This window comes from Maribacter caenipelagi, assembly GCF_004364175.1.
Classification (GTDB): Bacteria; Bacteroidota; Bacteroidia; order Flavobacteriales; family Flavobacteriaceae; genus Maribacter; species Maribacter caenipelagi.
On record NZ_SNZW01000001.1, the window covers coordinates 56,408 to 78,527 of the forward strand.

At 34.1% G+C, this 22,120-nt stretch carries 24 protein-coding genes; 15 read left to right on the plus strand and 9 right to left on the minus strand.

Going from position 1 to position 22,120, the window contains the following annotated elements; all coding sequences use genetic code 11:
• The first annotated feature begins 56 nt into the window (after positions 1-56).
• Positions 57-827, plus strand: coding sequence for a class I SAM-dependent DNA methyltransferase (locus tag DFQ03_RS00285; protein ID WP_133671044.1), 771 nt, complete (start codon positions 57-59; stop codon positions 825-827).
• Here the strand turns inward: DFQ03_RS00285 and DFQ03_RS00290 are convergent.
• A complete protein-coding gene (locus DFQ03_RS00290; protein ID WP_133671045.1) occupies positions 811-1,161 on the minus strand; it encodes a 4Fe-4S dicluster domain-containing protein in 351 nt (116 codons plus the stop codon). The genes DFQ03_RS00285 and DFQ03_RS00290 overlap by 17 nt on opposite strands.
• 89 nt (positions 1,162-1,250) lie before the next feature.
• Between DFQ03_RS00290 and DFQ03_RS00295 the strand changes: the two genes are divergently transcribed.
• The 8 genes from DFQ03_RS00295 (at position 1,251) to DFQ03_RS00330 (ending at position 8,746) form a co-directional block, all read left to right on the plus strand.
• Positions 1,251-2,321, plus strand: a complete 1,071-nt coding sequence (locus DFQ03_RS00295) for an acyl-CoA reductase (RefSeq protein ID WP_133671046.1) — start codon at positions 1,251-1,253, stop codon at positions 2,319-2,321.
• 64 nt (positions 2,322-2,385) lie between these two features.
• On the plus strand, positions 2,386-3,450 hold the full coding sequence (gene serC / locus DFQ03_RS00300) for a 3-phosphoserine/phosphohydroxythreonine transaminase (RefSeq protein WP_133671047.1): 1,065 nt from the start codon (positions 2,386-2,388) through the stop codon (positions 3,448-3,450).
• A gap of 61 nt (positions 3,451-3,511) precedes the next feature.
• Complete coding sequence (locus tag DFQ03_RS00305) at positions 3,512-4,462, plus strand: D-2-hydroxyacid dehydrogenase (RefSeq protein ID WP_133671048.1); 951 nt, start codon at positions 3,512-3,514, stop codon at positions 4,460-4,462.
• A 69-nt stretch (positions 4,463-4,531) separates the two neighbouring features.
• The gene (locus DFQ03_RS00310) at positions 4,532-5,164 is read left to right on the plus strand and encodes a DUF937 domain-containing protein (RefSeq protein WP_133671049.1); all 633 of its coding nucleotides are present in this window, start codon (positions 4,532-4,534) and stop codon (positions 5,162-5,164) included.
• A 68-nt stretch (positions 5,165-5,232) separates the two neighbouring features.
• The gene (locus tag DFQ03_RS00315) at positions 5,233-5,697 is read left to right on the plus strand and encodes a DUF6146 family protein (protein WP_133671050.1); all 465 of its coding nucleotides are present in this window, start codon (positions 5,233-5,235) and stop codon (positions 5,695-5,697) included.
• 30 nt (positions 5,698-5,727) lie between these two features.
• Complete coding sequence (locus DFQ03_RS00320) at positions 5,728-6,045, plus strand: DUF6787 family protein (RefSeq protein WP_133671051.1); 318 nt, start codon at positions 5,728-5,730, stop codon at positions 6,043-6,045.
• A gap of 51 nt (positions 6,046-6,096) precedes the next feature.
• Positions 6,097-6,423 (plus strand): hypothetical protein, encoded by a 327-nt coding sequence (locus DFQ03_RS00325; RefSeq protein ID WP_133671052.1) that lies wholly within the window; start codon positions 6,097-6,099, stop codon positions 6,421-6,423.
• A gap of 49 nt (positions 6,424-6,472) precedes the next feature.
• The gene (locus DFQ03_RS00330; protein WP_133671053.1) at positions 6,473-8,746 is read left to right on the plus strand and encodes a TonB-dependent receptor; all 2,274 of its coding nucleotides are present in this window, start codon (positions 6,473-6,475) and stop codon (positions 8,744-8,746) included.
• Positions 8,747-8,808: 62 nt separating this feature from the next.
• Here DFQ03_RS00330 and DFQ03_RS00335 read toward each other — a convergent pair whose 3' ends face one another.
• The 4 genes from DFQ03_RS00335 to folE all read right to left on the minus strand — a co-directional run bounded on the left by DFQ03_RS00335 (position 8,809) and on the right by folE (position 11,562).
• The gene (locus DFQ03_RS00335) at positions 8,809-9,306 is read right to left on the minus strand and encodes a monoheme cytochrome C (protein ID WP_133671054.1); all 498 of its coding nucleotides are present in this window, start codon (positions 9,304-9,306) and stop codon (positions 8,809-8,811) included.
• The gene (locus tag DFQ03_RS00340; protein WP_133671055.1) at positions 9,307-10,527 is read right to left on the minus strand and encodes a sulfite oxidase; all 1,221 of its coding nucleotides are present in this window, start codon (positions 10,525-10,527) and stop codon (positions 9,307-9,309) included.
• A gap of 54 nt (positions 10,528-10,581) precedes the next feature.
• Complete coding sequence (locus DFQ03_RS00345) at positions 10,582-10,881, minus strand: hypothetical protein (protein WP_133671056.1); 300 nt, start codon at positions 10,879-10,881, stop codon at positions 10,582-10,584.
• Between the two features lie 81 nt (positions 10,882-10,962).
• Complete coding sequence (gene folE / locus DFQ03_RS00350) at positions 10,963-11,562, minus strand: GTP cyclohydrolase I FolE (RefSeq protein ID WP_133671057.1); 600 nt, start codon at positions 11,560-11,562, stop codon at positions 10,963-10,965.
• 220 nt (positions 11,563-11,782) lie between these two features.
• On the opposite strand from folE, the gene DFQ03_RS00355 reads away from it, so the two are divergent.
• The 3 genes from DFQ03_RS00355 to DFQ03_RS00365 are packed head-to-tail and all read left to right on the plus strand — an operon-like array spanning position 11,783 to position 13,791.
• Positions 11,783-12,463, plus strand: coding sequence for an ABC transporter ATP-binding protein (locus tag DFQ03_RS00355; RefSeq protein ID WP_133671058.1), 681 nt, complete (start codon positions 11,783-11,785; stop codon positions 12,461-12,463).
• A 9-nt stretch (positions 12,464-12,472) separates the two neighbouring features.
• The gene (locus DFQ03_RS00360) at positions 12,473-13,030 is read left to right on the plus strand and encodes a CPBP family intramembrane glutamic endopeptidase (protein WP_133671059.1); all 558 of its coding nucleotides are present in this window, start codon (positions 12,473-12,475) and stop codon (positions 13,028-13,030) included.
• Positions 13,027-13,791 (plus strand): TIGR02757 family protein, encoded by a 765-nt coding sequence (locus DFQ03_RS00365; RefSeq protein WP_133671060.1) that lies wholly within the window; start codon positions 13,027-13,029, stop codon positions 13,789-13,791. Before DFQ03_RS00360 ends, DFQ03_RS00365 begins: the two co-directional genes overlap by 4 nt.
• Here the strand turns inward: DFQ03_RS00365 and DFQ03_RS00370 are convergent.
• The 3 genes from DFQ03_RS00370 to DFQ03_RS00380 all read right to left on the minus strand — a co-directional run bounded on the left by DFQ03_RS00370 (position 13,788) and on the right by DFQ03_RS00380 (position 18,654).
• On the minus strand, positions 13,788-15,626 hold the full coding sequence (locus tag DFQ03_RS00370) for a cytochrome-c peroxidase (protein ID WP_133671061.1): 1,839 nt from the start codon (positions 15,624-15,626) through the stop codon (positions 13,788-13,790). The genes DFQ03_RS00365 and DFQ03_RS00370 overlap by 4 nt on opposite strands.
• A 78-nt stretch (positions 15,627-15,704) precedes the next feature.
• Positions 15,705-17,327, minus strand: a complete 1,623-nt coding sequence (locus tag DFQ03_RS00375) for an alkaline phosphatase PhoX (protein ID WP_133671062.1) — start codon at positions 17,325-17,327, stop codon at positions 15,705-15,707.
• Between the two features lie 190 nt (positions 17,328-17,517).
• Positions 17,518-18,654, minus strand: coding sequence for a Gfo/Idh/MocA family protein (locus DFQ03_RS00380; RefSeq protein ID WP_133671063.1), 1,137 nt, complete (start codon positions 18,652-18,654; stop codon positions 17,518-17,520).
• 221 nt (positions 18,655-18,875) lie between these two features.
• Between DFQ03_RS00380 and DFQ03_RS00385 the strand changes: the two genes are divergently transcribed.
• Complete coding sequence (locus DFQ03_RS00385; RefSeq protein WP_133671064.1) at positions 18,876-20,360, plus strand: S10 family peptidase; 1,485 nt, start codon at positions 18,876-18,878, stop codon at positions 20,358-20,360.
• 3 nt (positions 20,361-20,363) lie between these two features.
• Here the strand turns inward: DFQ03_RS00385 and DFQ03_RS00390 are convergent, their stop codons facing one another.
• A complete protein-coding gene (locus tag DFQ03_RS00390; RefSeq protein ID WP_208295871.1) occupies positions 20,364-20,819 on the minus strand; it encodes a hypothetical protein in 456 nt (151 codons plus the stop codon).
• A gap of 148 nt (positions 20,820-20,967) precedes the next feature.
• Here DFQ03_RS00390 and DFQ03_RS00395 point away from each other — a divergent pair, with 148 nt between their 5' ends.
• Both DFQ03_RS00395 and DFQ03_RS00400 read left to right on the plus strand, forming a co-directional pair.
• Positions 20,968-21,390 carry a hypothetical protein gene (locus DFQ03_RS00395; protein WP_133671065.1) on the plus strand — a complete coding sequence of 141 codons (423 nt, stop codon included), beginning with the start codon at positions 20,968-20,970 and terminating at the stop codon, positions 21,388-21,390.
• A gap of 12 nt (positions 21,391-21,402) precedes the next feature.
• Complete coding sequence (locus DFQ03_RS00400; RefSeq protein ID WP_133671066.1) at positions 21,403-22,092, plus strand: SGNH/GDSL hydrolase family protein; 690 nt, start codon at positions 21,403-21,405, stop codon at positions 22,090-22,092.
• Positions 22,093-22,120: the final 28 nt, after the last annotated feature.

Sequence of the window (22,120 nt, forward strand, 5' to 3'; positions counted from 1 at the left end):
GATTTAGTTTTATTTGTAAAAAGCTACCTATTTTTAGGTAGCTTTTTTTTTGGATTATGAACAGCTTATACGAAAAGAATCTCGCCTGGGTATACGATGAAATTTATCAAGGTTTTATAGATTATAAAGCTGAGTATGATTTCTACAAAAAATTATGTCAAACGCATAATACCACCTCAATTTTAGAGATTGCCTGTGGTTCAGGTAACTTATCTGAATCATTCACGAACGATTTTTTAAATTACACAGGTTTAGATTATAGCGAGGCAATGTTAGAAATTGCCAAAACAAAATTTAAAAAAGGAAATTTTTTGCAAGGTGATATGAGAAATTTGAATTTCACCTCTCAGTTTAGTACAATTCTTATTACAGGGCGATCGACAAGCTACTTAATTGAAGATACAGATATACGAAATACCTTCAATTCTGTGTACAAAGCTTTGCAAGGGAATGGAATATTTATTTTTGACTGTATAGATGCAGAGCATTTTATGCCATACATATTAAAAAATAAAAACATCACTCATTATTCTAACGTCAATAATAAAACCTTTGAAAGAGATTCTACATGGCAAAAACAAGAATCGACTAAAAGTCATTTAGTTTTTTGGAAATCAAAATATTACGATACGAACAAAACCGACAGAAATCTAATAGGTGAAGATTCAGCTATATTTAGAACCTTCACAGATAAAGAAATTCATACAAATTTATTATTATCCAATTTCGAACTACTACATACCATAGACAGAAAAACATATGCTTTCAACACTAAAGTATATGTCTGCAGAAAAATAGCGAAAAAAGTCTCTATTCAGGGTGCATAAAACGTTGCTTCGCCAAAAGCACTTCTTCAGTTTCTACATGGTCATCATCGGGCACACAACAATCTACAGGACAAACAGCAGCACATTGCGGCTCTTCATGAAACCCCATACATTCGGTACATTTATCTGGAGAGATGTAATAAACTTCATCACTTATAGGCTCTTGAACTTCATCGGCATTAACTTCTTTACCATCAGGCAATACGATATCACCTTTTAAAGAGGTACCATCACTATAACGCCATTCATCTGCACCTTCATAAATTGCAGTGTTCGGACATTCTGGTTCACAAGCCCCACAATTTATACATTCGTCTGTTATTATTATTGCCATAATTTCTTCTACATTAAAATGCCCAAAAAAGAACGGGCATGCTTATTTTTGCACAAAGGTAATTCCTACTGAATTAGTATACAAATATAATGACCCATAGCAACCTTAGTATAGAAGCTTTTGTTAAACTTGGAAATTTTCTAAGTACATTTTGTGAATTAGTCGCATCAAACACCATTTCTAAACATTTAAATGACAAATGGATCGAACGTTTTAAAACTGAAGCCGAAAGGGCTCAACATTTTAATGGTTGGTTTTCAGAAGAAAATTGTGTTCATGCTTTTCAAGAATGGTCAAATGTATTAACCCAAAATAAGTTAGAAAATTGGTTAAATGAATATGATATTAATTCTAATGAAGAAAAGACAGTAGCACTGATAATGGCTGGTAATATTCCTTTAGTTGGGTTTCACGATCTTCTTTGCGTTTTGGTTACAGGCAACAAAGCTTTAGTAAAGTTATCTAGTAATGATCAAAAGCTGATTCCCTTGCTTATTGATTATCTTGTAGAAATTGAACCCTTTTTTAAAGATAGGGTTACGTTTACAAAAGAAAAGCTTGAAAACTACGATGCAGTAATTGCAACTGGCAGCAACAATACCGCCAGATACTTTGAATATTATTTTGGTAAAAAACCGAACATTATTCGTAAAAACAGAAATTCGGTTGCCGTATTAACTGGCAATGAAACTACTGAAGAATTAACTGCTCTTGGCGAAGATATTTTTAGGTATTTTGGACTAGGCTGCAGAAGTGTATCTAAAATCTATATTCCGAAAGATTACAACATTGATACATTTTTCAAAGCCATGTTTCCATATAAAGATATCATAAATCATAATAAATACGCAAACAATTATGATTACAATAAGGCAGTTTATTTGATGAGCGAATTCAAAATTTTAGATAATGGATTCTTGATTTTAAAAGAAGAAAAAAGCTTTGGATCCCCTATTGCGTCTTTGTTTTATGAGTATTATGAAGATATTCCTGCTTTAAAAAAATATTTACATAACGAGGAAGATAAAATTCAATGTATAGTCTCATCTGGCTTCATAGAAGATGAGATATCATTTGGACAAACACAAAAGCCTTCGTTAAACGATTATGCAGATGGTATAGATACGGTTGATTTCTTGTTGAGAACATCCTTGAATTAAATAGGCATACTACCCATAAATTCTTAAAAAATCCTGACATTTGCATCCTTAAATTACACACAAAATGAAAAAACATAATTTTAGCGCTGGTCCTTGTATATTACCAAAAGAAGTATTGTTAAAAGCTTCTGAAGCAGTTATGGACTTCAACGGTTCGGGACTTTCTCTTATTGAAATTTCGCACAGAAGTAAAGATTTTGTTGCCGTAATGGAAAACGCAAGATCATTGGCACTAGAGCTTCTTGACTTAAAAGATAAAGGCTATACTGCACTTTTTCTTCAAGGTGGTGCAAGCTTAGAGTTTTTGATGGTTGCATATAATTTGTTGGAAACCAAAGCTGGTTACTTAAATACAGGTACTTGGAGCGACAAAGCAATTAAAGAAGCTCAACTTTTCGGAGAAGTTGTTGAAGTTGGTTCTTCTAAAGATGAAAACTTTAAATATATTCCAAAAGGTTATTCAGTACCATCTGGGTTAGATTACTTACATATTACTTCAAACAATACCATATACGGAACGCAGTTTAAGAAATTTCCAAAAACCGATTGTCCATTAATTTGCGACATGAGTTCTGATATTTTCTCTAGAACTATGGATTTTTCTCAGTTTGATCTAATATATGCTGGAGCACAGAAAAATATGGGTCCTGCAGGTACAACTTTGGTAATTGTCAAAGATGATATTTTAGGAAAAGTATCTAGAAAAATTCCTTCTATGCTTAATTATCAAACGCATATTGCCAAAGATAGTATGTTCAATACTCCGTCCGTATTTGCTGTTTATACTTCTATGCTAACGTTAGAATGGCTTAAAAACCTTGGGGGTATTGCTGCCATTGAAGAAGTAAATGAGAAAAAAGCAAGATTGTTATATTCTGAAATAGATTTAAATCCAGTATTTGAAGGTTATGCAAATATTGAAGATAGATCGTTAATGAATGCAACTTTTAACATTACAGATGAAGTTTTGAAAACAACATTTGATAACATGTTAAAAGAAGCTGGTATTAATGGCTTAAACGGGCACCGTTCAGTTGGTGGTTACAGAGCCAGTATGTACAACGCACTTTCACTAGAAAGCGTTGGTGTATTGGTAGATGTAATGAGTGAAATGGAGCGCAAAGGATAAGCTAGTAGAATTAAAATTTACAGTTTATATTCTTTTTCCTCATTCAAATTTTAATAAAAACATGAAGATATTAGCAAATGACGGTATTTCTCAAAACGGTATTGACGCTTTAGAGAAATCAGGATTTGAAGTTTTAACGACAACTGTTGCGCAAGAACAGCTAGCCAATTATATAAACGAGCATAAAATTGATGCCTTACTTGTACGCAGTGCAACTAAGGTCAGAAAAGATTTAATTGACGCCTGCCCTACCCTAAAATTAATAGGCAGAGGCGGTGTTGGTATGGATAATATTGATGTTGATTACGCAAAATCTAAAGACATTCATATCATAAACACACCTGCGGCATCTTCAGAATCGGTTGCAGAGTTAGTATTTGCACATCTTTTTGGTGGAGCACGTTTTTTATATGATGCAAATAGAAATATGCCTTTAGAAGGTGACAGCAACTTTAAAGGTCTTAAAAAGTCGTATTCAAAGGGTACCGAACTACGAGGTAAAACTTTAGGTATTTTCGGTTTTGGCAACATTGGTCAAGCAACTGCTAAACTTGCTATTGGCGCAGGTATGAATGTAGTGTATTGCGATCCAGAAGTTGAGTCAACCGATATTGAACTTTCTTTTTTTGATGGTCAGAAAGTTACTTTCAATTTAAAAAACACTAAGAAAGAAGATTTACTTAAAAAAGCAGATTACATCTCCATGCATATTCCAGGTCAAGATAATTATGTTCTTGGGAAATCTGAATTTGCTCAGATGAAAAAAGGTGTAGGCATCGTAAATGCGGCACGAGGAGGTGTATTAGATGAAGTTGCCCTAATTGATGCATTAGAAAATGGATCTGTTGCCTTTGCCGGGTTAGATGTGTACGAGTCAGAACCAAAGCCAGAAATAAAGATATTAATGCATTCTAGCATATCATTAACACCACATATTGGAGCTGCCACTCTTGAGGCTCAAGAAAGAATCGGACTTGAATTGGCTGAACAAATCATTTCCTTATTAAAATAGGTGCTTAAAAGGCAATATTCTTGACTCTTTTTTGTATTTTACGGCATAAACATTAAATTAACTATTACAATGGCAGGATTATTAGATTTATTAAATAGCCCAATGGGGCAACAATTGATTAGCGGTGTTGCAGGTCAGACAAATCAACCCACAGATAAAACAGCAAACGTACTAAGTATGGCTATGCCACTTATACTTGGTGCAATGAAAAAAAACGTTTCTACTCCAGAAGGTGCTCAAGGTTTAATGAGTGCATTATCTAGTAATCACAATGGTAGTATTTTAGACAACTTAGGTGGTCTTTTTGGCGGCGGGGTAGACGATAGTGTAATGGCTGATGGCGCGGGTATATTAGGTCATGTTTTTGGCAACAAACAGCCACAAGTAGAGAATGCTTTAAGTCAAAAATCTGGTTTAGATGCAGGTTCTGTTGCTCAAATATTAAAAATAGCCGCTCCAATCGTTATGGGAATGATAGGAAAGCAAACTGCACAAAGTAACGTGAGTGACGGTAACGGTATGAATGCTCTTTTAGGTAGCATGCTTGGTGGTCAACCACAAGAAAACCAAAGTTTAATTACTTCTTTATTAGATGCAGATGGTGATGGTAGTATTCTTGATGACGTTGCAGGCATGGTAATGGGTGGCAATAAAAGTAAAGGCGGACTAGGAGGTCTTTTAGGAGGTCTTTTCGGTAAATAAGATTTTTAAATTTCTATTTATATAACCCGCTTGCAGTTGCAAGCGGGTTTTTTTGTATCTTATATTCTATGAAAGCGGATTACACCATTTTTTTAAACATACTGATTATAAGTGCTTTTTCATTTCTTATGATGAATTGTAGCTCCTCAAAAGAATCATTGGCTATTTCAAATAATGAAGAACAAGTTTTTAATCAAGTAGCGGGCGACACCATTACAATTTCTAGCGATAAAACAGCATACGAAATTATAATTATTGAGCCCGGCTTCAATACTTGGCTTAGTTCAATTGCCAAACCTGAAGGTTATTATTCTCAAAATTTTCTTGAAAATAGAAATTACATCATGGTTGTAGAGTGGAACAACAGAGTAATGCAACCTTCTCGATTCGATCCAAATTTATATGAACTGCGTATAGATTACTCTCAACAAATAGATTACGGGTATGAGGTTAATTACAAACTTTATAATTACTTCATATATTTTCAAAGAAAATACAATCAACGTTTAGGTCCTTTTGTACCCCGTATTTAAAAAGTATATTTGCGGCATTCAAAAATTGTCATGCAAAAATTAAAAGAGCGCTGGGGAGTTACCAGCAATTTTCAATTAATTATTATTTTTATTGTTTTTTCCATTACCGGATCGTCTTCAGTATATGTGGCTAAACCTTTTTTAAATTTAATTGGCTTAGAACAAGCTAATTTTCCAGAAACATGGTGGGGAACTACAATCTATTGGATTTTACGAATTCTATTAATTTTTCCCTTTTATCAAATTCTATTGGTAATATATGGCTGGTTATTTGGGCAATTCAAATTCTTTTGGGCATTTGAAAAAAAGATGCTTAAAAGATTAGGGCTCGGATTCTTATTTAATTAATTTAATAATTCTTTAACACCTTACCTACCTGCATTAATTAGATTTGCAATCATGAGTTTTGTGAAAGACCACATAATTTACCCAATGATTGCCGTATTGTTACTGGCAGGCTTGTTGGGACCTTATTTTATGAAGATTTCGCATGCATTGAATGAGCATGAAGAGTTTCATTGTATTTCTAAAGAACTACATATTCATTCTGTTGAGTTCGATTGCGATTTCGAACATTATCATTTAGCTTCGTTTTTTTACCCAGATTTTGATTATCCGGAATTTATAGCATTGACTCCTATTACAGAGGCTATCATTAACAATTACCATTTTCTAAGCAAATATCAGCAACTTCATTTCGTATTAAGAGGACCACCTACTTGTTAAGATTTCATTTCAAACACGGTAAAGTCTAAAAATCTTAATACAATTTTATATGAAAAATATTTCTATAACAATGCTATTCGCATTGTTGGTGCAATTTACATACGCACAGAACACATTACAGGGCACTATTAATAGTCAAGATGACCAAAAACCATTAGAACAGGTCGCCATTTATTTTCCTCAATTAGAAAAAGGGACAGTTACAAATGCTGATGGTTATTATGAAATCAACAATTTACCTTTGGGTAAGTTTAAGATTGTTATTTCATATATAGGCTTTCAAACTTATTCTCAAACGGTTGAAATTAATGAAAATAACACCCAACTATCTCTCAATTTGGCTCCAAGTGCTATAGAAATGGAAGAGGTAATTGTTTCTACACCATTTCACAAACTTCAACGTGAAAATGTTATGAAAGTTGAAAGAACCAGCATTAAAGATTTAAAATCTTCTGGTGCCATAAATCTCTCTGAAGGTATTACGATTATACCTGGTGTAGAAAGTGTATCTACAGGGGTTGGAATCGGAAAACCCGTTATTAGAGGTTTAAGTTCTAATAGAGTACTAACGTATACGCAAGGTATTCGTTTAGAAAATCAGCAATTTGGTGATGAACATGGTTTAGGAATTAGTGATGCCGGTATCGAAAGTGTAGAGGTTATAAAAGGTCCAGCCTCTTTATTATACGGTTCAGATGCACTCGGTGGAGTTTTATATTTAAATCCTGAAAAGTTTGCAAATTCTAATGAAGTGGAAGGTGATGTTAATTTAAATTACTTTACCAATACTCAAGGCTATAATGGTAATGCCGGATTTAAGGCTTCTTCAGAAAAGCTAAAATTTCTACTTCGTACAGGTGGCAGTTCTCATGTTGATTACAAAACTGGCAACAATCAGAGAGTTACCAATTCCAGATTCAATGAAAAAGATTTAAAAACAGGTTTGGCATATCAATTAGCGCATTTTAAAACCGAGTTACGATACAATTACAATAATTCTGAATTAGGTATACCAGAAGAAATTGGCGAACAAAGCACCAGTCGAACTGCTGTTGAACCGTTTCAAGACATTACCAGCCATATTATAAGTTCTAAATCCAATTTCTACTTTAACAACTCTAGTCTTCAAGCTATAATTGGGTATACACGAAATGACAGAAAAGAATTTGAAGATCATCATCACGAAGAAGAACATGAAGAGGGTGAAGATGAACATGAGGATGAGGAAAATGAAGAAGAAGGTGCTGCTTTAGATATGAAACTTGAAACCTTAAGTTATAATCTACAATACAATTTACCAAAAGTAGGTGCAGTAGAGACTATAGTAGGTCTTCAAGGTATGAACCAGAAAAATAGTAACTTCGGTGAAGAACTATTAATACCAGATGCTACTACAAATGATATTGGTCTTTTAGCTACTTCTCATATTCATCTAAACAAAAGTGATTTCCAGCTCGGTGTACGTTACGACAGAAGAAGTATTCAAGCAGAAGCGTCTGGCACTGTGGGTGAAGAAGGGTATATAGAAACAGTAGACAGAAATTTCAATAGCTTTAATATTGCTGCGGGATACAAGTTAAATGTGTCAAAAAACTTTATTACCCGTATAAATATTGCCTCTGGATTTAGAGCCCCTAACCTAGCCGAATTAACTTCTAACGGTGCACACGAAGGAACAAATAGATTTGAAATAGGTAATGCCAATTTAAATAATGAGAGAAATATTCAGACCGATTTGTCTTTTGAATTCTCAAATGAGCATTTTGAATTTTATGTCAACGGATTTTATAATTCCATTTCAGACTATATTTATTTAGAACCAAATGGAACTACTTTAGAAGGTGATGCTGTTTTTCTATATCAACAACAAGACGCTAATCTGTTTGGTGGTGAAGCAGGTATACATTATCACCCACACCCATTAGATTGGTTACATATGGAAAGTAACTTCTCGACCGTTACCGGAAAACTAAAGAGCAATGGTAATCTTCCACTAATACCTGCTAACAATTGGGCAAATACCTTACGATTAGAATTTAATAAAATCAGTCATAGCTTTAACAACGGATACGGATTTATAACCTTAAAATCTTATTTCGAACAGAATAAAGTAAGTGATTTTGAAACTTCCTCAGATGGTTATTCCCTTTTAAATTTAGGATTTGGAGCTACCATAACTATTTCAAATCAGCCTATTGAGTTTAAGCTTAGTGCAAATAACATCTTAGATAAAAAATATATTTCGCACCTATCTAGACTTAAAACAGACGGTATATCAAATATTGGAAGAAACATTAATTTAGGTATAAGCATACCTCTATAATCATATTACAAATAAATTAAGAGCTTGATACTGTATTTAGTTTATCAAGCTCTTTTTTTATATTACTCTTCTAATCGATACCACTCAATATCTTTGAGTACCGCTCTCCTACCCACTTTTTTTGGCGGATAATTTGTTACTAAATATTTAATAATAACGGTTTCATTCGCTCCCAAATCCCACAAGTTTTGGGTTTCTTGCATCCATTTAATAGTCGATTTCCATCGTTCTGCATTCATTCTATTCTGAATAACAAGTTTAGATGAGTGACAGTTGGTACAATTTTGAATAGTCTCCATCATACCAGGTGCTTCAATAAAACCTGTTTTAATATGAATTCCATTTTCTATCTTATCAAAGTCATCTTCAACAGGTATTTCAACAGGTATTTCAACAATTTCTGTTTCTGGTTCGTTTGAATTAAAAATAGATAGACTAAAATCGAAAATAAAATAAAGTAACCCAATACCCACAATTGCTATAACTATGCTAGCAAGTATGAATTTTTTATATAATTCTTTAAAATCGTTTTTTAATTTGTCATGATTTTGCTTTTTCATCTATGCGATTTTTACAGCTATTCTATGACAAGCATTGTTCAAATAACCTTTTGGATTCCAACCAGGCAGCAACATAGGTTGGCTTACACCGTTTGAATCGGTAGCTCTTGCCCAAACTTCATAATACCCTTCTTGAGGAAATGAGATTTCTGCAGAAAAATGCTGCCAAGCTAAACGGTTAGCAGGTTTTTCTAAATTACAAGATGACCAGGTAGCACCAAAATCTATAGAATATTCCATTTTCGCAACTTCAAGTTCACCTGCCCACGCATGACCTCTAATATTCAACTTCTTACTTTTGGACAACGTTGCCCCAGATTTAGGGTAAGTAATTAAAGACTTGACTGGCATAGATTCTATAATACACATATCTTTATCTGCCACTTTCTCACCAGGCGCAACCGGTTTACAAGGTACTCTATAGGCTGTACCTGTCATTTTGGTGCCATCATGAACAATATTTCTTATACTGATTCGTTGCAACCATTTTCCAGAAACGGAAGCAGGCCATCCACCAGCAATCACCCTTAAAGGATAACCATGCGCTAAAGGAATATCTTCTCCATTCATTTTAAATGCTAAAATGGTTTCGTCTTGCATTGCTTTAGACATTGGCGCACCTCTAGAAATAGGCTCTTTACTAGGGTCTCTACTTAAATGTACATCTGCAGCATGATAACCAAAATATACAGCATCGTCTTTTATACCTACATCTTCTAAAACATCGCGTAACCTAATACCCGTCCAACTTGCACAATATACCGCTCCAATTGTCCATTGATTACCCTTCGCAGGGGGATCAAATTCACTTCTACCATTACCACCGCATTCAAGAGTTAATTTATAGGTGTGATGTTCAAATTTGGATTTGAGCTCGACAAGTGAATAGGTTTTTTCCTGTTTTACCGATTCGCCATCAATGGTAAGTGTCCATTTTTCTACATCGATATCCTCAGGAATGAGTCCGTTATTTCTAATAAATATAGATTTGTTCGGTGTTACTTTATCATCTAGGAGATGAGCTTGAGCCTCAATATTCCAAGGTTTGTCGTTCAAAACGACCATCCCCTTGTCTTTATTGAATAATTTAAAAGGATCTAAATCTTGTAAGGCTAATGGAGTATAGCCCTCTGGCATTACATTTTTATAAACTATATCTACACCTAGCAAGGTTGCTAAGCCACCTAAACTAGATTTTGCGACAAAACTTCTTCTCTTCAAAACTCACGTGATTTGAGCTAAAGTTAAGATATTTAATAAAACTAAAAGTAAGATTTACACTTCTATTGTTTGCCCTTTTTTAGCACCTTTAAAAACGTAGGTATACAACCACATTAATGTAAAAGATGGTATAATATCAAACCCTGGTATAATCTCTTCTAAGAAAGTAAATGCTCCTGCAGCTTGTCCTACCTTACCTTTATACATTCGGGTCATTAGCCAAGCGGACAAGGGTGCCCATACTATATCTGAAAATTCACCTACAAATGGTATAACGAATGACAGCATGCCTATGCCGTCAAAAAGCAACCCCATAAATAGTTGCTTATATTTTTTATCTTTTAAAATTGACATATTGAAAAATTAGTTATTCTAACTTAAGAATGCAACAAAGATGCCAAATTTTTGAAAAAACAAAAGAGGATTTAGAAGCTATTAAGAAAGTTTTGCACTGATTAATTTCAAGAACTCGTTTCTAGTCTCAATTTTTTCAAACTGTCCTCTAAATCCAGAGGTTGTAGTTACCGAGTTTTGTTTTTGAACACCGCGCATCATCATGCACATGTGCGAAGCCTCAATAACAACAGCCACCCCTTTAGGTTTCAGTGTATTGTTAATACACTCTAAAATGTCATGTGTTAGCCTTTCTTGCACCTGCAATCTTCTAGCGAAAACATCCACTACTCTTGGTATTTTACTTAGACCAACAATATGACCATTAGGTATATAGGCTATATGTGCTTTACCAAAAAATGGCAACATATGGTGTTCACATAATGAGTATAATTCTATATCTTTTATGATTACCATATCATCGTAATCTTCTTTGAACATTGCCCCTTTTAAAATCTCTACAGCATCTTGCTGATACCCTTGTGTTAAAAACAACATCGCTTTTGCTGCACGTTCAGGTGTTTTGACTAAACCTTCCCTTTCTACATCTTCACCAATTTCATCGATAATAGATGAATATCTGCTTTTAACTTCATCGGTAATTTCAAGATTATATTCTTCTAAATTTTTATACGGGGACATAAATTATATTTTGTGTTTAACCTAATTAAATTTAAGTTGAACAAATTTAATATTTTCTTTTATCATCCAACATAAATATTTCATAAATAAATTTATCCTCAAACAAATTACGCTTTATATAAGCATGAAATAGAACTAAAAGATAAATACTATTTTTACCATGCTCCTTTTTCATTAATTTTGAATTTCAATTTAACAATGTTTAAACTAAGATTCTCTCATGATAAAAGCTTCTAACATTCATAAGTATTACGGAGAATTAGAAGTTTTAAAAGGTGTCGACCTCCATATAAAGAAGGGAGAAATTGTTTCTATAGTAGGTGCATCTGGCGCGGGCAAAACTACGTTATTACAAATTTTAGGAACCTTAGATGTACAGTCTAATCGAAATGACAGCACACTATTAATCAATAATATTGAAACAACTAATCTTAATGATAAAGATTTAGCAAAATTCAGAAATGAGCATATAGGTTTCATTTTTCAATTTCATCAATTATTACCTGAGTTTACAGCCATTGAAAACGTATGCTTACCTGCATTCATAAAAAAAACACCTAAAGCTGATGCCGAGGTAAGAGCAAAAGAGCTATTAGATTTTTTAGGATTATCGCATCGTTATAATCATAAACCATCAGAATTATCAGGTGGTGAACAACAACGCGTTGCTGTTGCAAGAGCTTTGATCAATAATCCGTCAATTATTTTTGCCGATGAACCTAGTGGTAATTTAGATTCTGAAAGTGCCGATAATCTTCACAAGTTATTTTTTGAATTACGAGAAAAATTCGGACAAACATTTGTTATCGTAACCCATAATAGCGAACTGGCAGAAATGGCGGATCGAAAATTAACTATGGTAGATGGTAAAATTGTAGATAAAGAAATCATTTTAGCATAAGTAAAACAGATGCTAGAAGAACTTTTATTATTTGCAAAGAATCCGGTTTATGAACAGGATATCACTAATCCATTCACCAACAAATTAAAAACATTTATTAAACTATTGATTATAGCATTATGCACAAGCATTGTGCTATTACTGATTGCTAGTGTAGTTGAAAATTTACTTCAACTAGAGATGGGCAAACATGCAATGGACGATTTGTTCGATAACTACTCCCCTTTACTTATTTTCTTCTTAGCGGTAGTAGTGGCTCCTTTTTTTGAAGAACTGCTATTTAGGGGACCACTTTTATTTTTTAAAAATTCCAACTCTTTCAAAATAGTCTTTTATGCATTTACCACTGCTTTCGGGTTCATGCACATTAGTAATTTTGAAATGAGCACCCAAGTATTATTGTTTTCACCATTATTGGTCGCTCCGCAAATTGGTGTTGGTTTTATACTAGGATTTATACGCGTTAAATTCGGGTTGGTTTGGTCAATGGCTTTACATGCTTGCTACAACATGGTGCTTATAATACCCGTATTGATTATGCAATTTTTAGATATACCCATTCAATGACAAGAAGTGAGTTAAAAGTATTTTTAGACGAAAAGGTTATTCAGTATAATAATCCTGAATTTTTAGAAACTGACCCTATACAGATTCCGCATCTTTTTACTGAAAAGGAGGATATTGAAATTAGTGCATTTTTAACTGCAACCATAGCTTGGGGCAACAGAAAGAGCATCATCAATAATTCGCATAAACTTATGGAAAGAATGGGGCAAAGTCCGTATGATTTTATACTCAATCATACCGATGAAAATTTGGAAAATTTAGCTGGATTTGTTCATAGAACTTTCAATGACATCGACCTTAACTATTTTATTCTGAGTTTAAAAAACATTTACAATAATCACAATGGATTGGAAGGTGTTTTTACGACACATCAAACAAAAGATAGTTTACAGCCCACAATTTCAGAATTCAAGAAAATATTTTTTGAACTACCATATGAGCAACGTACAACGAAGCATGTTTCAGATCCTTTGAAAGGTTCTGCAGCAAAAAGAATAAATATGTTTTTACGCTGGATGGTTAGAGATGCCACCACCAATGTAGATTTTGGCATATGGAAAGACATACCTCCCTCAAAATTATCTTGCCCATTAGACGTTCATTCTGGAAATGTGGCTAGAAAACTAGGATTACTAAAAAGGAAACAAAACGATGCAAAAGCACTAGCCGAGCTAGATAAAAATCTTAGAAAACTGGACCCGTTGGATCCAGTTAAATATGATTTTGCCCTCTTTGGTTTAGGTGTGTTCGAGAAATTCTAGTTTACGGCTTCTTTTTCAAATCTTTTATCGGTCAATGTCTTCATAAAAGCAATAATCGCCTTTGATTCTGTAGTGGTTAGATGTAAAGAATCTGGAGGCAATGTTTGGTAAGGCACATCTAAGCCCATTCCTTGACCACCGCCAACATTGTAGAATTCAACAACTTCTTCTAATGTTTTATACACCCCGTTGTGCATATATGGTCCCGTTAAATCAACATTACGTACCGTTGATGTTTTAAAGAAATGTTTCTTCTCCTCTACTTCGTAAGGATAGTACTGTCCCCAATCATCATCTAAAACAGGATTCTCAAAACTTGCATTTTTTGGCACTCCTAGATTTTCAAATTCGCTCTCCATATATTTTGGTGGAACGGTACCATTAAAAGCCGGTGGAAAATGACACGTAGCACATGCTGCTTTACCCATAAAAAGATTAAAACCGGTTATCTCTTCGCTAGTCATGCTTTCTTCAAGATTGTTCATATTTCGGTCAAATTTAGAATCGAACGGAGCTAAACTTCTTATATATGTAGCAATAGCATTGCGTACGTTCATATCGGTAATTTTTCCATCGTAAAGAGAATCAAATTGAACTTTATATGCTGTTTTCCCTTGAATTTTCTCTTCTAGTTGATCTAAATCAATATGAAACTCATTTTGATTATTGGTAACACCAACAATTTGATCCTCAAGTCCATCTGCCCTACCATCATAAAATAAAGAACGCTGGTAAACGGCATAGGTTAACGTAGGTGAATTGCGTAGTAAATCTTGTCCGTTTATTCCCTTGGCAATTTTATAACCATCAGTAAATGCTTTCTCTTTAATATGGCAAGTGGCACAACTTATAGTACCTGAGCCAGATAAATCTTTATCATTGAACAACTGTCTTCCTAGCTCAATTCTTTCTTCTGTAATATCTGGTGCTCTTTGGGTAGAGAACATTTTCATGTTAAAGAAATTCTTATCGAATAAACTAGTAACTTTGGGATCTAATGCCCTAGACTCACTCAATTCAATATTCCAATCTTTCGCGGTTTTAGCCACTAAGTCCAATTGATTATTTGTGTGTAGTTTTATGAAAGCATAACGATCAAAATCATCAAAATTTCCATTTTTAAGTACATCAATGGTAGCAGTAATTTCATCTTCCCATTGCGTGTACAATTTTTTATTTGCAAAAGCATCTTTGTAGATAGCTAAAACAATCTGTAAGGTTTCATAATTATAAATGGCTTCATTTAGGGAATTAGCCAACATAGGGGAGTCAAACCCAGTAATACCTTTTGTAGCGATATTTACAATAGCATCGCGAATCATTTTTAAATGATGCCTATCTCTTTGTGTGATGAGAATATGATTTTTACGTACAAATGGAATTCTTATTTTTAAATATTCTAAAACAGTATGTAATTCTTTGTTTGTGAACCCTTCTTCACCATATAACAACTCTTCTAAAACTTGAAAACTCTTCGGTTTAAGGATTTTAATATCTTGATGGTCATCAATTTCAACTTTTAGTAAATTGGGTGCATTCATTGAAATATAATTCTCATAGTCATAAGCTATCAGCATTGGTTCTACTCTTTTATACCATTCTCTACTTTTAAGAAAAAGACTTTTATTCTTTGACAGGGTATTAGAAGTATCTATTTGCTGGATAAAATAAGAAGTACTATCCAATGCAATAAAATAATATTCCCGAATAGCATCGTTGAACATTGATTGATCATCTGTATTTATAGCCAACAACGGTTTGGTTTCTTGATTTTTACAAGAAAGAAAAAAGCTAACCAACCCAACAAAAATCCATTTATAATGCAATATTCTCATGTTATTTTTTAAAAATTATTTTGAATAGAAAAAGGTTCCCAGTTAAGGGAACCTTTAAATTTGGTATAATTATATCACTTATCTAGGCAATCCTGTCAATTTGAACAAAACAGAACCTTCTAACCTAGCACTACCTTCACTAATTGCAGTTGGATCAACAAACTTAAGTCCGTCTGCTCTTACTGCAGTATCAGGGGTTGTACTAAAATTCCATCCATGCACCTGAGCGCCACCAATAAATGTCGGCTCAGAAGCACCGATAATATCAGTAACATCTATTAAACCTGTAATTTCCCACATACTATCAGTATTACCAATACCAACACTTGACGCATAAGTTTGGTCACATTCCATCACTTCTACAAAATCACCCGTGTTCAAGTTTAATTGCCATAGTTTAGCAAAACCTGTAATATCAGGATTCAAATCAGCATAACCATTTGGATCTTCTTGAACGTAAGCATAGTTTTCTGTAACCAAAATATTATCAGGAGAATGCATACCGTCACCTTTACCACCTTCTAAATCACCATCTACAACAACAGTTAATTTAGCAGGAGCCGTTGGATCTTCAGAATCAAGAACTAACTTGTAAACACGTCCAAAACCTGTACCTCTTAAGTTTAGATCTGGGTTATCTCCACGAATTCTACCGGTTGCATTAAAGTAAACTTCTCTTTGAGCTTCGGCCGTACCTCTTCTCCAATCGATATCTTCAATTCTCTGAAAACCAATAGCACCTAAATCAATCGCTTCTTGGTTTAATTCGTCAATTGTTCTTTCGGTAACTTCTACCCATTCAACATCATATTCAATATCTTGAGACATACCCATTTCAAATAACTGACCACCATCACCAGGAGCAGACTCTACAGGGTTTGCACCTTTTAACACATACAATTTACCTCCGTCAAGATCACCTCTTTGACCTACATACATTCCAAAATGAGCTTGAGGGTACGTATTGTCACTATGATCATCACCCATGAATACAACTGTCTGTGAAGCATATGCATCTTTACCGATAACAACGGCATTCTCAGTAGACCATTCTCCAAGTGCAGGAAGTCTTTCTACCTCTACTCTATCTTCTGTAGCTCTAAAAGGATTTACTTTGAATACGCCTTTAGCGTTACCGCCCCATTCTCCACCAGAAAGGTAAAGTGGGCCAAAACCATGCTCTTCAACAGTAATTGAAGAACCAGAACACATAGCTGTAAAAGCAGTTGCCGTAGAATTTACAATATAATCTCCTTGCAAAGGTTGAAGTTCAGAATTCAACATAATTCTTGCGATAGAGTAATCTGCTTCTAAGTTGTTGATCAAAGCATAATTACCATCTTCAGCAGGGTAAAGTGCAGCACCATCCATATAAGAACCATATACAAATGTAGAATCAGATTCTAAAATATCTGCAGATGACATAATCATGTTCAATTCGGCAGATCCTGCAAATGCACCTTTAAGTTCGAATAATTCATTCGGAGTTACAGAACTTGTTAAAGGTATTGATTCTGCCAAAGTTAAATCTTGACCGTCAGCACCATCTTCACCGTCAACACCATCGGCACCATCTACACCATCGATACCGTTAGTTCCATTTGTACCATCAGCACCATCTTCTCCTTCACAGCTTATTACAGCTATTCCTAAGCAAGAAAGGAAAAGGGCTTTAAATAGTAAATTTTTCGATTTTTTCATTATCAATATAGTTTTTAGGTTATGAATTCCAAAACTATACAGACAACCTTTAAAAAAGGTATTCTAAAAATTAGCAATGAATGAACTAAACTTTATGTTAAAGTTAACATGTAAACTTAACTTGAAATTGAGGTGATCAAATCTTGAATTTAAGTTTAAATTAAATACTAACTATTTAATTAACAATAGGTTAATACACTATACCTATATCACCTAAAGATAATAATTGCTCTTTACCACCTTCGTAGATAGATTTATAAATAGCCTCCACAATTATCATATCTCTTTTTCCCATTTCTCCTGGAGCTACGTTTTTGGTGCCCAACAATATATGCTTTGAAAAGTCGTCCATCTGTAGCGCTTGTTGTTTTTTAAAAGGAAATTCTAACGTATTTCCGTTTGATGTTCTACCGCTTATTGGTCCGTAGCTATGAGCAGGATCTAGCTCAAACCAACCCTTGCTACAATGACATTTTAATCTGTTTCCATTGGCATTGTGCGAAGTCATCATATGTGCAACCGCTCCATTATCAAATTTAAATTGCGCAGTAATTGTTTCGTCGGTATCTTTAAAATACTCTGGTCTTGTACTAAACTCTTGTGCAGAAACAGAAATAGGATTTTGTCCTGTACCATATATGCTGGTTTGTATTGCATATACACCCATATTCATTAATGCACCACCGCCAGAAAGAGATTTATCTAATCGCCATTGATCAGGATTACCTTTAGATATATATCCGGCATCAGACGAAACAAAAAGTACATCGCCAAAAGTTTTCTCTTTTACGTATTTCTTCACCTCATGAGTATAAAGATCACTTTGCATTCTATACCCAACACTTAATTTTACGTTATTCTCTTTACAAGCATTTATAATATCATCACATTCTTCAACGCTTACTGCCATTGGTTTTTCGCAAATAACGTGTTTACCAGCTTTTGCTGCACGAATACAGAAATCCGCATGCATACTATTGGGTAATACTACATAAACAACATCAATATCTTCATTGTTAAGTATGGTGTCAAAATTATCGTAATTATAAACGTTCTTCTTTGGTATGTTATATTTCTCTTGCCATAAAGCCTCTTTATCCTTAGTACCTGTTACAATTCCTGCCAAATAACAATACTCCGTTTCTAATAACGACGGTGCCAATTGATATGTACTATAACTTCCTAAACCTACTAAGGCAACACCTAATTTTTTATTCTTTTGTTCTATACTAAATGCGTTTGCCAATGGCATATTACCCAACAGTGTTGTTCCTAAAATTCCTTTAGTAGCTATAGTACTAAATGAGCGTCTTGATAATTTCTTCATAATTCTTTTTTAATGCTTTAGAAATTTAAATAAAAATCATTGAACTTCATCAAACCTTTTGTGATTTTTATATTAAGAATATACAGGACTATAAGATAGCTAATTCTTTAGAATAGTTGACTAAAATGATTAATTGATATTAGTAGTTCAATCAATTATAGTTAAAGTAAATATTAAGCTTTTATTCTTATTTTCGTTCTACAACAGAACCTTATCAAACCATGAAAAAAATTATACAACTATCAATTTGTTTGACAGCTACGTTTGCCATTGCACAGTCTAGGGAACTACCTATAGACACCGTAATTATAACACAGCATACTGCCACTATTAATGGATCTACTTTCTCATACACTGCACAAACCGGTACCCAACCAGTATGGGATGAGAATGCAAAGCCTATAGCATCTTTACATTACACCTATTATACCAGAAACAATATTAAAGATTCCGCCGCAAGACCTTTATTAATATCGTTTAATGGCGGACCAGGATCAGGTTCTGTATGGATGCACTTAGCTTATACCGGACCGAAAATTTTAAAAATCGACGATGAAGGTTATCCTGTTCAACCTTATGGGGTAAGCGCAAATCCGCATTCGGTTTTAGATATTGCAGATATTGTTTATGTAAATCCTGTTAACACCGGATACAGCAGAACAATACCAGCAAGTGGTAAAGAAGTAGACAGGGATAAGTTCTTCGGAATAAATGCCGATATAAAGTATTTGGCAGAATGGCTCAACACTTTTGTTACCAGAAACAATAAATGGCGTTCTCCCAAATATATTATTGGAGAAAGCTATGGTGGAACACGTGTAATGGGACTTTCTTTAGCATTACAAAATCAGCAGTGGATGTATCTTAATGGGGTCATTATGGTTTCTCCGGCAGATTATAAAGTGATTCGTAATTCGGGCCCTGTAGCTGAAGCGATCAATCTACCCTATTTTACCGCTGCAGCTTGGCATCATAAGGCTTTACCTCCAGTATTACAAAGTAAAGATTTACTGGAAATTTTACCGGAATCAGAAGCTTATACCATAGATAAATTAATACCTGCATTAGCAAAAGGAGGATTCTTAGACACCACTGAAAAAGAGGCCATTGCAGATAAAATGGCGTATTATTCCGGATTAAACAAAACAGACATTCTAGACCAAAACCTTGTAATACCAACATCGTTCTTTTGGAAGAATCTTTTAAAAGATAAAAATGGGTATACCGTTGGGCGTTTAGACTCAAGATACTTGGGTATAGATAAGCAATTAGCAGGTATGAAGCCAGATTACAATTCAGAATTAACATCATGGCTACATAGTTTTACACCAGCAATCAACTACTACCTACAAGAAGAATTGAACTTTAAAACAGATGTGAAATACAACCTTTTTGGTCCTGTACACCCCTGGAACAATGAAAATGATAATACTAGAGATGATTTAAGACAGGCAATGGCGCAAAATCCATATTTGAATGTGATGATTCAATCTGGTTACTACGATGGTGCAACAACTTATTTTAATGCAAAATATACGATGTGGCAAGTAGACCCAAGCGGACGCATGAAAGATAGATTCAGCTTTAAAGGGTACCGATCTGGGCACATGATGTATTTGAGGAGAGAAGATTTAAAAACGGCTAATGACGATATTCGCGATTTTATCAAACGTACCATCGCAACCGATAGAAGTGCCAAGTATTAAAAGTTATTTTTCTAAAACCGAACTAGACATTCCCAATACAAGCAACGAATTTATTTCTTTTGTTTCTATTGGGAATTTCTTTTGAAATCTAAGATCTGCCGATTTAATAGCGTCCTTATAAAGTTGTTCTCTTTTACGTTGTTTTTTCTTTTTAAAGATATCAATTGTAACCCCAACAGTTGCACCACCCAATACTGTAGCCAATAAATCTTCATTGCTCCAACCGCCGTATTGCTTTTGGTCAATACTTTCTTTTGCCAACCCAATTAACAAACTTCCACCTACAGCCCCAATAAACGTCCACGTTCTATCACCGTCTGAAATTTCATTGGCAACCCCAGCCCCTACCAATCCATAAAGATTACCGCCCAAGAAGTGAAGTACTTTATCTTGTTCTATTTGGCTATGTGCACTTTGCAGAGATAAAGTAAAAAGGATAATTATGAGTATATTTTTCATACCGCGCAAAGATAAAATTCTATCTGATGCATTAGGCATAAAAATCGTTACTATTAGTTGGTTAAATTCTCTGTAGCTATATTTTATATTATCTTACAATTTTAAAAATTATATGGAACTAAAGAATTTTATCAAAAGCCTATCAATTATGCATTTATTCTTGCTCGCAGGGCTAAGTATTTTTACAATTTGGGTGATTTTTCAAATCAATACCTTCAACACAAGCAGTAACGGAGAGAGTATATTTCTATACGCAGTACCCGTATTTGCTATGTTAGGTTATTTTGGCAGTCAATGGGTGTTCAAAAAAATGACTTCTAAAATTCAATTGAATATTAGATTAGAAGAGAAATTAAAAAAATATCAATCAGCATTGCATTTAAAATATGCACTTATAGAAATACCTGCTTTTATTGGGCTTTTTGCCTATTACAATACAGGTAACGCTTTACCACTAGTCATATCAATTTGCCTATTAGCCTATTTAGCGGTACAAAGACCGAATAAAGAAAATATCATTAAAAATGTACCCTTAATACCAGAAGAACAAATTCAAATTCAAAAAGCATAATCCACGAATAAAATGAAAAAAGCAAACACATTAATTTTAGCTTGTATGTTATCATTATTAGGTTTAACTACAATTAATGCGCAAGACTGGGCAGATTTAAAACATTTCGAAAAAGCTAATGCGGCAGTACCAGCAGTGCAAGACAATGAAGATCGCATTATATTTATGGGTAACTCAATTACAATTGGTTGGTTAAATAGTCGACCTGAGTTTTTTGAAGGGAAACCTTATATTAACAGGGGTATTAGTGGGCAAACTACACCACAGATGCTAATTCGTTTTAGGCAAGATGTAATTAACCTGAATCCGAAAGTAGTGACCATACTTGCAGGTACAAATGATATTGCCGGCAATACTGGTCCATCAACTTTAGAAATGATTATGGACAACATAAAGGGTATGGCAGAACTAGCCGAAGCGAACGACATCAAAGTAATTTTATCTTCTACATTACCCGCTTACGATTACCCGTGGAAACCAGGTTTAGAACCATCAAATAAAATAATTGCGTTAAACAAAAGGATAAAAGAATATGCAGACGCGAAAGGCCATATTTACTTGGACTATTTCTCTGCTATGGTAGACGAACGAAATGGATTACCAAAGAAATACGCAAGAGATGAAGTGCACCCTACAGTTGAAGGTTATATGGTAATGGAGCCATTAGTAGAAGCTGCAATTACTAAAGCTTTAAACAAATAAAATTCTATTAAAAAATTGATTCTAAAAC

Coding starts and splice junctions, on each gene's coding strand:
- DFQ03_RS00320 (WP_133671051.1), top strand. CDS start 5,728: ATGCAAAAATTAAAAGAGCGCTGGGGAGTTACCAGCAATTTTCAATTA.
- DFQ03_RS00360 (WP_133671059.1), top strand. CDS start 12,473: ATGCTAGAAGAACTTTTATTATTTGCAAAGAATCCGGTTTATGAACAG.
- DFQ03_RS00370 (WP_133671061.1), bottom strand. CDS start 15,626: ATGAGAATATTGCATTATAAATGGATTTTTGTTGGGTTGGTTAGCTTT.
- DFQ03_RS00290 (WP_133671045.1), bottom strand. CDS start 1,161: ATGGCAATAATAATAACAGACGAATGTATAAATTGTGGGGCTTGTGAA.
- DFQ03_RS00345 (WP_133671056.1), bottom strand. CDS start 10,881: ATGTCAATTTTAAAAGATAAAAAATATAAGCAACTATTTATGGGGTTG.
- folE (WP_133671057.1), bottom strand. CDS start 11,562: ATGTCCCCGTATAAAAATTTAGAAGAATATAATCTTGAAATTACCGAT.
- DFQ03_RS00355 (WP_133671058.1), top strand. CDS start 11,783: ATGATAAAAGCTTCTAACATTCATAAGTATTACGGAGAATTAGAAGTT.
- DFQ03_RS00380 (WP_133671063.1), bottom strand. CDS start 18,654: ATGAAGAAATTATCAAGACGCTCATTTAGTACTATAGCTACTAAAGGA.
- DFQ03_RS00330 (WP_133671053.1), top strand. CDS start 6,473: ATGAAAAATATTTCTATAACAATGCTATTCGCATTGTTGGTGCAATTT.
- DFQ03_RS00385 (WP_133671064.1), top strand. CDS start 18,876: ATGAAAAAAATTATACAACTATCAATTTGTTTGACAGCTACGTTTGCC.
- DFQ03_RS00285 (WP_133671044.1), top strand. CDS start 57: ATGAACAGCTTATACGAAAAGAATCTCGCCTGGGTATACGATGAAATT.
- DFQ03_RS00395 (WP_133671065.1), top strand. CDS start 20,968: ATGCATTTATTCTTGCTCGCAGGGCTAAGTATTTTTACAATTTGGGTG.
- DFQ03_RS00305 (WP_133671048.1), top strand. CDS start 3,512: ATGAAGATATTAGCAAATGACGGTATTTCTCAAAACGGTATTGACGCT.
- DFQ03_RS00365 (WP_133671060.1), top strand. CDS start 13,027: ATGACAAGAAGTGAGTTAAAAGTATTTTTAGACGAAAAGGTTATTCAG.
- DFQ03_RS00310 (WP_133671049.1), top strand. CDS start 4,532: ATGGCAGGATTATTAGATTTATTAAATAGCCCAATGGGGCAACAATTG.
- DFQ03_RS00390 (WP_208295871.1), bottom strand. CDS start 20,819: ATGAAAAATATACTCATAATTATCCTTTTTACTTTATCTCTGCAAAGT.
- DFQ03_RS00400 (WP_133671066.1), top strand. CDS start 21,403: ATGAAAAAAGCAAACACATTAATTTTAGCTTGTATGTTATCATTATTA.
- serC (WP_133671047.1), top strand. CDS start 2,386: ATGAAAAAACATAATTTTAGCGCTGGTCCTTGTATATTACCAAAAGAA.
- DFQ03_RS00315 (WP_133671050.1), top strand. CDS start 5,233: ATGAAAGCGGATTACACCATTTTTTTAAACATACTGATTATAAGTGCT.
- DFQ03_RS00335 (WP_133671054.1), bottom strand. CDS start 9,306: ATGAAAAAGCAAAATCATGACAAATTAAAAAACGATTTTAAAGAATTA.
- DFQ03_RS00295 (WP_133671046.1), top strand. CDS start 1,251: ATGACCCATAGCAACCTTAGTATAGAAGCTTTTGTTAAACTTGGAAAT.
- DFQ03_RS00375 (WP_133671062.1), bottom strand. CDS start 17,327: ATGAAAAAATCGAAAAATTTACTATTTAAAGCCCTTTTCCTTTCTTGC.
- DFQ03_RS00325 (WP_133671052.1), top strand. CDS start 6,097: ATGAGTTTTGTGAAAGACCACATAATTTACCCAATGATTGCCGTATTG.